Source organism: Mesorhizobium sp. M7A.F.Ca.MR.148.00.0.0 (genome assembly GCF_003997735.1).
In the GTDB taxonomy this organism is placed as follows: Bacteria; Pseudomonadota; Alphaproteobacteria; order Rhizobiales; family Rhizobiaceae; genus Mesorhizobium.
Genome location: NZ_RZTB01000141.1, coordinates 5,808 through 13,135, shown reverse-complemented (window position 1 = coordinate 13,135; position 7,328 = coordinate 5,808). Strand labels below are relative to the sequence as shown.

At 62.8% G+C, this 7,328-nt stretch carries 10 protein-coding genes; 5 read left to right on the top strand and 5 right to left on the bottom strand.

What is annotated here, in order from left to right:
• Nucleotides 1-181 precede the first annotated feature (181 nt).
• Genes EOB49_RS29880 through EOB49_RS29870 form a run of 3 tightly spaced genes read right to left on the bottom strand, consistent with a single transcriptional unit; the run spans nucleotide 182 to nucleotide 2,864 of the window.
• Nucleotides 182-1,033: an ABC transporter permease gene (locus EOB49_RS29880; protein WP_127268481.1), complete on the bottom strand. Its 852-nt coding sequence runs from the start codon at nucleotides 1,031-1,033 to the stop codon at nucleotides 182-184.
• On the bottom strand, nucleotides 1,020-1,847 hold the full coding sequence (locus EOB49_RS29875; protein ID WP_127331436.1) for an ABC transporter ATP-binding protein: 828 nt from the start codon (nucleotides 1,845-1,847) through the stop codon (nucleotides 1,020-1,022). The genes EOB49_RS29880 and EOB49_RS29875 overlap by 14 nt, the downstream gene beginning before the upstream one ends.
• 12 nt (nucleotides 1,848-1,859) lie before the next feature.
• On the bottom strand, nucleotides 1,860-2,864 hold the full coding sequence (locus EOB49_RS29870; RefSeq protein ID WP_127272561.1) for an ABC transporter substrate-binding protein: 1,005 nt from the start codon (nucleotides 2,862-2,864) through the stop codon (nucleotides 1,860-1,862).
• A 265-nt stretch (nucleotides 2,865-3,129) separates the two neighbouring features.
• On the opposite strand from EOB49_RS29870, the gene EOB49_RS29865 reads away from it, so the two are divergent.
• The 4 genes from EOB49_RS29865 to EOB49_RS29850 all read left to right on the top strand — a co-directional run bounded on the left by EOB49_RS29865 (nucleotide 3,130) and on the right by EOB49_RS29850 (nucleotide 5,090).
• Nucleotides 3,130-3,513 (top strand): RidA family protein, encoded by a 384-nt coding sequence (locus tag EOB49_RS29865; protein WP_127271694.1) that lies wholly within the window; start codon nucleotides 3,130-3,132, stop codon nucleotides 3,511-3,513.
• A gap of 54 nt (nucleotides 3,514-3,567) precedes the next feature.
• Nucleotides 3,568-4,371 (top strand): creatininase family protein, encoded by an 804-nt coding sequence (locus EOB49_RS29860; RefSeq protein ID WP_127383090.1) that lies wholly within the window; start codon nucleotides 3,568-3,570, stop codon nucleotides 4,369-4,371.
• 168 nt (nucleotides 4,372-4,539) lie between these two features.
• Nucleotides 4,540-4,794, top strand: a complete 255-nt coding sequence (locus EOB49_RS29855; protein ID WP_127271993.1) for a type II toxin-antitoxin system ParD family antitoxin — start codon at nucleotides 4,540-4,542, stop codon at nucleotides 4,792-4,794.
• Nucleotides 4,794-5,090 (top strand): type II toxin-antitoxin system RelE/ParE family toxin, encoded by a 297-nt coding sequence (locus EOB49_RS29850; RefSeq protein ID WP_127383089.1) that lies wholly within the window; start codon nucleotides 4,794-4,796, stop codon nucleotides 5,088-5,090. Before EOB49_RS29855 ends, EOB49_RS29850 begins: the two co-directional genes overlap by 1 nt.
• 22 nt (nucleotides 5,091-5,112) lie before the next feature.
• On the opposite strand, the gene EOB49_RS29845 is transcribed toward EOB49_RS29850, so the two are convergent.
• Both EOB49_RS29845 and cobD read right to left on the bottom strand, forming a co-directional pair.
• Nucleotides 5,113-5,622: a tyrosine phosphatase family protein gene (locus tag EOB49_RS29845; protein WP_127272559.1), complete on the bottom strand. Its 510-nt coding sequence runs from the start codon at nucleotides 5,620-5,622 to the stop codon at nucleotides 5,113-5,115.
• Nucleotides 5,619-6,668, bottom strand: a complete 1,050-nt coding sequence (cobD, locus tag EOB49_RS29840) for a threonine-phosphate decarboxylase CobD (protein ID WP_127383088.1) — start codon at nucleotides 6,666-6,668, stop codon at nucleotides 5,619-5,621. The genes EOB49_RS29845 and cobD overlap by 4 nt, the downstream gene beginning before the upstream one ends.
• On the opposite strand from cobD, the gene EOB49_RS29835 reads away from it, so the two are divergent.
• A partial coding sequence (locus tag EOB49_RS29835) for a CobD/CbiB family cobalamin biosynthesis protein (RefSeq protein ID WP_245472884.1) occupies nucleotides 6,667-7,328 on the top strand: 662 nt, incomplete at its 3' end. The two genes, cobD and EOB49_RS29835, sit on opposite strands and share 2 nt — an antisense overlap.

The window sequence follows — 7,328 nt, the reverse complement described above, 5'->3', positions numbered from 1 at the left end:
GCCCCCCTCTGTCCTGCCGGACATCTCCCCCTCAAGGGGGGAGATTGGCAGCGTCCGCGCCGGCTCTTTTTTTTCAACGTTGGAGATTGGCGAAGGTCGTGACAACAGCCAATCTCCCCCCTTGAGGGGGAGATGTCCGGCAGGACAGAGGGGGGCGCTTCGCGCCAACCTTTCAGTCATCCTAGCGCTCCTGCTTCAGTGCGCTTTCGTGCCAGCGCCGTAAAATGAGATGCGAAATCAGCGACAGCACGAGGAAGATCAAAATGCCGGTCAGCGAGATCAGGAACAGCGCCGCGAACAGCCGCGGCGCGTTGAGCCGGTAGCCGGCCTCGATGATGCGTGAGGCAAGACCGGACGACTGGCCGGTGGTGCCGGCGACGAACTCGGCCACCACGGCGCCGATCAGCGACAGGCCTCCGGCGATCTTCAGCCCGCCGAGGAAATAGGGCATCGCCGCCGGTAGCCTGAGATAGCGCAGTTGCTGCCAGCGCGTCGCGCCGTTGAGCTTGAACATGTCGCGCAGATTGCGGTCGACGGAGTTGAGGCCAAGCGTGGTGTTGGACAGGATCGGAAAGAAGGCGACGATCCAGGCGCACAGCAGAAGTTTGGTTGTCTGGTCGTTCACATAGATATTGATCAGCGGAAAGATCGCCACGATCGGCGTCACCTGCAGCACGATGGCGAAGGGGAAGAACGACATCTCCACCCATTTCGATTGTGCGAACAGCACCGCCAGCCCGACCCCGCCGATGACCGCCAGAGCCAGGCTGAGGAAGGTGATGCGCAAGGTCACCAGCAGCGAGGAAAACAGCAAGCCGGCATCGTTGTAGAGTGTCCACAGAACCACGCCCGGGCGTGGCAGGATGTATTGCGGAATCTCGTTCCAGACGCAGATGCGATCCCACAGCCAGATCGCCAGGATCATGATCGCCAGCGGCAGCACCCATCGGCCGATCCGCTCGAACCGCGCCTGGCGCACGCGGCGCGCCTCCTCGGGGTCGAGTTCGAGCGCCCGCTCGTCAATGGCCGTCATGATGCGCGCCTGCTGTTGAATTGATGGCCTTGACCAGCACATCGGAAGCCTGACGGCACAGTGCCGCATAGTCGGGCGAGGTGCGAAACGCCTCATCGCGCGGATAGGAGGCCTCGATGGCAAGTTCGTCGAACACCCGGCCCGGCCGCGCCGCCATGACAACGACGCGGTTGGACAGGAACACGCTTTCAAAGACGCTGTGGGTGACGAAGACGACGGTGAAGCGTTCGTCCTGCCACAGTTCCAGGAGATCATTGTTGAGCTTGAAGCGGGTGATCTCGTCGAGTGCCGCGAACGGTTCGTCCATCAGCAGCACGCGCGGTTTGGTCACCATGGCGCGTGCGATCGAGACGCGCATCTTCATGCCGCCGGACAATTCGCGCGGCACCGCGTCTTCGAAACCGGTCAGGTGAACCCGCGCCAGCATTTCCGTCACCGCAGGTGCCGCCTTGGCACGGGAAATACCTTTCAGCCGCAGCGGCAGCCAGACATTGTCGAAGACGTTGGCCCAGGGCAGCAGCGTCGGCTCCTGGAAGACGAAGCCGATGTTCGAGCGGTCAGCTGAGCCGCCGCCGCGCCAGTCGAGCACGCCGGAGGTCGGCGTCGACAGGCCGGCGATCAGCCGCAGCGCCGTCGACTTGCCGCAACCCGACGGCCCGAGCAGGCTGAGGAAATCGCCTTCCCTGATGGTCAGGTCGACATCGTTGAGCGCCGTCACGCCGTTGGAGAAAACCTTGCCGACGCCACGCAGCGCCAGAAGCGTAGGGGCCGCACCCGATGCAGCCGGCGCTTGCGCCACCTTTTCCCTTATCATACCGGGACCGGCCTATTTCTTCAGCTCGAGCCCGACGCCTTTGTTGATGAAGGTCAGCGTGTAGGCCTTCTTGATGTCGATGCCGGCTGGCGTGACCTTGGCTTTGACCATCTTGTCGTAGAAATTCTTGATCCGCTCATCGGTCATGGCGCCGATGCCGAGCTTTTCGGTGTCGCCGGAATCGGCAAGGCCGAACTTCTTCATCTGCTCGATCGAGAACGCGATCTGCTCGTCGCTCATATCGGGATTGTCTTTCTTGATCATGTCGTTGGCGGCCTTGTTGTCGCCGTACAGATATTTGTACCAGCCCTTGGCCGAGCCATCGACGAAGCACTGGACCACCTCCGGCTTCTTGTCGATCGTATCCTGCATCACCTCGATCGTCGTCGAATAGGTGTCCCAGCCATAGTCGGCGAGCAGGAACTGGTTCGGCACGAAGCCGCCTTCCTTCTTGACCGCGAACGGCTCCGAGGTGACGTAGCCCTGCTGGATCGACTTCTTGTTGGCGAGGAAGGGAGCGGTGTTGTAGGTGTAGGGCGCGCGCTTGGAAGCGTCGAAGCCGAGTTCGATGACCATCCACTGGAAGAAGGTCTGCACGCCCTCGTCGCCCAATATGTACTGGTCGGCGTTCTTCAGGTCCTCCCATTTGTCGAGCCCTTCGCCGGGGTGGGACATGATGACCTGCGGGTCCTTCTGGAAGTCCGCCGCCACCACGCGCATGGGAATGCCTTGCTGGACGGCATCGAAAGCCGACAGCAGATTGCCGCCCATGTAGAAATCGATCTTGCCGGCCAGCAGCAGCGGTCGGCCGCTGACCTGCGGACCGCCCTGCATGATGGTGACGTCGAGGCCGCAGGCGGCGTAGGTGCCGTCCGCCACGGACTGATAATATCCACCATGCTCCGGCTGGGCCAACCAGTTGGTGCCGAAGGTGACTTTCTCATTCGCAGCAGCACCCAGCGTGCTGGCTGCAAGCAGGGCCACCGCCGCCACCGAGATCTTCTGTTTTCCGTACATCCACACCACCCTCTGTTTGCTCCGGCGCGCCACGCGCCAGGCTCGACACCAAAGATTCAAGAAGCAAGACACATGCCACCGGCGTCTGGCGCCGGGGCCGCCCGCTTGAAAGACGTTGCCATGCCAAGCGCGGACGGGTCATGCTGTACGAAAGGCATCGTGCCTATTTTTTGAACGGCTGTCCACAATCGCCCGGGCAACATGCACCGCCATCTTGAAGGTGTAATGGGTCCGGCTTTAGGCTGGCGGCACCCAGGAGATTGCCATGTTCAGATTCCTCACCCCGAAGTCGATCAAGCCGCCCTTTGCCCGCTACAGCCACGGGGTCGAGGTACCGCCTGGAAAGCGGCTGGTGCTGTGCTCGGGTCAGGTTGCCATAACCGCGGACGACCAGATTCCCGAAGAGGCCGGCGCGCAGGCCGAACTCTGCTTCCGCAACATCGAAGCGATCCTCGGCGAAGCCGGGCTGGGCCTACGCGACATCATCCGTATCAACGCCTATGTCACCGACCGCGCGCATCTGCGGCCCTATATGGATGTCCGCGACCGGCTGTTTTCCAGCCCCGCGCCGGCCTCGACGCTGATGATCGTCTCCGGCTTTGCCCGACCCGAATTCAAAGTCGAGGTTGAGGCTATCGCGGCCGGGTGATCGACAGACAACCTCCGCCGCGCTAGGTCTGGCCGTTCATCGAAGAGGCATGACATGACTGTTGCGAAGAAACGCGTGTGGTGGGGCGACTACCGGACCACCGAATACGCCTCGATCGATCCGGAGGCGACGATCGCCGTGCTGCCGGTGGCGGCGATCGAGCAGCATGGCCCGCATCTGCCTGTCTCGACCGACACCTCGATCATGAACGGCATGCTCGACACGGTCATTTCGCGTCTGCCCGACGATCTCGACATCCGCATCCTGCCGGTCCAGGCGGTAGGCAAATCGAACGAACATTTGCATGCGCCGGGCACCCTCACACTGCCGGCAACCACGCTGATCGAAGCCTGGACCGAGCTTGGCCTGTCGATCGCGCGCGCCGGTGTGCGCAAGCTGATCGTGGTCAATTCGCATGGCGGCAACGAGGAGATCATGGGCATCGTCACGCGCGAATTGCGCGTGCGCGAAAAGATGCTGGCGGTAAAAACCAGCTGGCAGCGCTTCGGCCGCCCGGCCGGCATGTACACCGAACTGGAGGACCGCCACGGCATCCATGGCGGCGATGTCGAGACCTCGCTGATGCTGCATTTCCGGCCGGACCTCGTCGACATGGCCAAGGCCGACAATTTCGTTTCCAATGTCGCCAAAGCCGAAAACGAATTTTCGCTCCTGCGCCACACCGGCACCCACGCCTTTGCCTGGATCGCTGGCGATCTCAACCCGAATGGCGTCGTCGGCGATGCCAGCATCGCGACGGCGGAGAAGGGCCGGCTGACGGCAGAATATCAGGCCGACGGGTTCATCAGCCTGCTGCGGGATGTGCGCAAGGCGAAGCTCGCGGACTGGTTGACGTAGCCTCCAAACCAGTGGTCTGGCATCGAAAGGCAAGCGCTATCCTCTTGAACAAACCAGGCGACGGAGGGCGGATCAGACAATCGCGCTTTTGGACAAGAGATTTCCGCACAAGAGATTTTGACAAACTTTGCCAAAACGGACCATACTGGACGGGATATGGAGGCCAGTATGGCAACGATGAACGTATCATTGCCCGACCCGATGAAAGATTGGGTGGAGGCGCAAACCGAAACGGGCCGTTACGCCAACGCGAGCGACTATGTGCGCGATTTGATCCGTCGGGATCAGGAGCGCAATGACAAGATTGCCGCCATGCAGCGCTTTGTCGATGATGGCTTGAAGAGTGGCATCGGCAATCGATCCAGGGACGCGCTTTTCACGGAGGCGGTTAAACGCGCTGAAAAGCCATCCGGCAATGGGTAGTGGGATTTCGCCTTTCTTTAGCTGCGGAAGAGGACATCGTCGGTATTGCCGAGCAAGGGGTGCGCCTGTTCGGCGCTGTGCAGGCCAGACAGTATCATGACGAGTTGTTCACGATCTTTGACCTGATCGCTGCCAGTCCCCGAATAGCGCGGGAGCGGCTTGAATTGGCGCCACCGATGCGTATCCATCCCTTCAAAGCCCATCTTGTCGTCTACCGGATCGAAGCCGACGACGACGTGTTCATTGTCCGGATACGGCACGGGCATGAAGATTGGGCGAATGAAGGCACCCGATAATCGAACAACGACATGGGGGCAGCTAGCTGTCGATCCTCAGCGCGAAGGGCGTGCCTTCAAAGGCATCCGCACCGCGGCCGATCGATTCGATCGCCTCGATCATGCGGCCGTTGCGATCAAGCAGCGCATCGGCCACCGCGATCAGTCGCGGATTGGGTGTTGCCGAGGGCGACAGCGCCCGCAGCGTCCGCGCCAATTCGGCCTCGTCGCGTTTCGGCGCCAATGCGGCCGCGATGATATAGGCCGAAGCCGTCGAGCGGCTGATGCCGGCATAGCAATGCACGAGCATCGGCCTTGCACGGTCCCAGCGGCGCGCGAAATCGAGCAGGTTGCGGACATGCTCCTCGCCCGGCATGGTCATGCCGTCCTGCGCCGCCGCGATGTCATGCATGACCAGATGCAGATGATTTTCTTTCGATATCGAGGCCGGCCGGACCACCGCCGTTCCGGCGGCAAGCAGCGACAGCATGCGGTCGGCGCCGCTCCTGGCCACCGTTTCCTCGATCTTTGCCAGCGAGCAGACATGGATCATTGTTTCGAACCCTTCGATTGATGCTCGCGCCGCGACGCCCATTCGGCAAGAACGGTCTCGAGCCGCTGCCATTCCTCCTCACTCCCCGGCAGGCCGGCGCGCAGAACGTCAGGCCGATCGGCAAAATGGCGAAGCAGAATGCCGCGCCCGCCGAGCGCGGCAAACAAATCGGCAGCATGCGGCAGGCGAAGAAAACGGAACAGCGTGGTGCCGCCCATAACGGGAATACCGAAGCGGCCGAACAGCGCATCGAACCGCGCCGATTCATCAGCCAGCGCCGTCCGCATCGCGTCCTGCCAGCCGATGTCGGCAAGCGCGCGAATGCCGTATTCCAGCGCCGGGCCGGCAACGGCCCATGGCCCGAATTGTGTTTCCAGCCGTTCGACCGTCACAGCATCGGAAAGTGCAAAACCGAGCCGCAGGCCGGCCAGACCAAAGAACTTGCCGAACGAGCGCAGCACGACGACGCCGCCCTGGCCGACATCGCCGCAGAGGCTATGCTCGCGCGGCCCAACATCCATGAACGCCTCGTCGACAACCAGCAGCCCGCCCTTGGCGCGCAATCCGGCAGCCAGAGCCAGCAACCGGTCGCGCTCGATGACACGTCCATCCGGATTGTTCGGATTGACCATGATGGCAAGGTCGGCGTCCGCCAACGCTTCGAAATTATCGACCTCCGCCACCTGGTGCCCGGCGATCACTGCTGCGCGGGCATGTTCGGCGTAGGTCGGACCCAGCACCAGCGCCCTTCCGGGGGTAATCAGCGAGGCGACGCGCGGCAACAGGATCTGCGTGCCCGGTGCCGCCACGATGTTGGCTGGCGACGGCGCCCCATAGGCACTGGCTGCGATCTCTGTCAGCTCACGCGTGCGCGCGGCTTCCGGCAACCGCGACAGCGAGGTGGCGGGCAGGTCGAAAAGCGGGTAGGAGTGCGGATTGATACCGGTCGAGAGGTCGACGAATGGCAGCAGGGCGTTGGGGAAAAGCGCCCTCGCGCGGCCAAGACTTCCACCATGGTCCACAACCGCCCCATTAAGAAGCTTCATGTCAGTCCTGATCGCTTTCCTGTCATTGGCCGTCGAATTCGCCCTCGGTTACCCCGATTGGCTGTTTCGCGCCATCGGCCATCCGGTGACGTGGTTCGGCAGGCTGATATCCTTTCTCGACCGCAGGCTCAACCGCGCCACTGATCCCGACGCGCTGCGTCGCAAGCGTGGTGTCCAGGCGCTGCTGGTCATTGTGCTGGTGCCGGCGGTGATCGGCCTCAGCGTGCAGATCCTGTTCTGGTTCGTTCCCATGGGCCTCGTCATCACGGCCCTTCTGGCAACGTCGCTTCTGTCGCAAAAGAGCCTCTATGAGCATGTCGAGGCGGTGGCGGACGCGCTCGACACCGGTGGCCTCGCTCTGGCCCGCCTTGCCGTTTCGCGAATCGTCGGCCGCGACCCTGAAACGCTCGACAGGGCCGGCGTCTGCCGCGCCGCGATCGAGAGCCTGGCTGAGAATTTCTCCGACGGCATCGTCGCCCCCGCCTTCTGGACCGGCGTCGGCGGCCTGGCCGGCGGCGCCGCCTACAAGGCCGCCAACACCGCCGATTCGATGATCGGCCACCGCACCCCGCGCCACGAGGCGTTCGGCTGGGCGGCGGCGCGCTTCGACGACTGGATCAATCTGCCGGCGCCGCGGCTGACGGCGCTGCTGATCGTGCT

Coding starts and splice junctions, on each gene's coding strand:
- EOB49_RS29880 (WP_127268481.1), bottom strand. CDS start 1,033: ATGACGGCCATTGACGAGCGGGCGCTCGAACTCGACCCCGAGGAGGCG.
- EOB49_RS29875 (WP_127331436.1), bottom strand. CDS start 1,847: ATGATAAGGGAAAAGGTGGCGCAAGCGCCGGCTGCATCGGGTGCGGCC.
- EOB49_RS29870 (WP_127272561.1), bottom strand. CDS start 2,864: ATGTACGGAAAACAGAAGATCTCGGTGGCGGCGGTGGCCCTGCTTGCA.
- EOB49_RS29865 (WP_127271694.1), top strand. CDS start 3,130: ATGTTCAGATTCCTCACCCCGAAGTCGATCAAGCCGCCCTTTGCCCGC.
- EOB49_RS29860 (WP_127383090.1), top strand. CDS start 3,568: ATGACTGTTGCGAAGAAACGCGTGTGGTGGGGCGACTACCGGACCACC.
- EOB49_RS29855 (WP_127271993.1), top strand. CDS start 4,540: ATGGCAACGATGAACGTATCATTGCCCGACCCGATGAAAGATTGGGTG.
- EOB49_RS29845 (WP_127272559.1), bottom strand. CDS start 5,622: ATGATCCATGTCTGCTCGCTGGCAAAGATCGAGGAAACGGTGGCCAGG.
- cobD (WP_127383088.1), bottom strand. CDS start 6,668: ATGAAGCTTCTTAATGGGGCGGTTGTGGACCATGGTGGAAGTCTTGGC.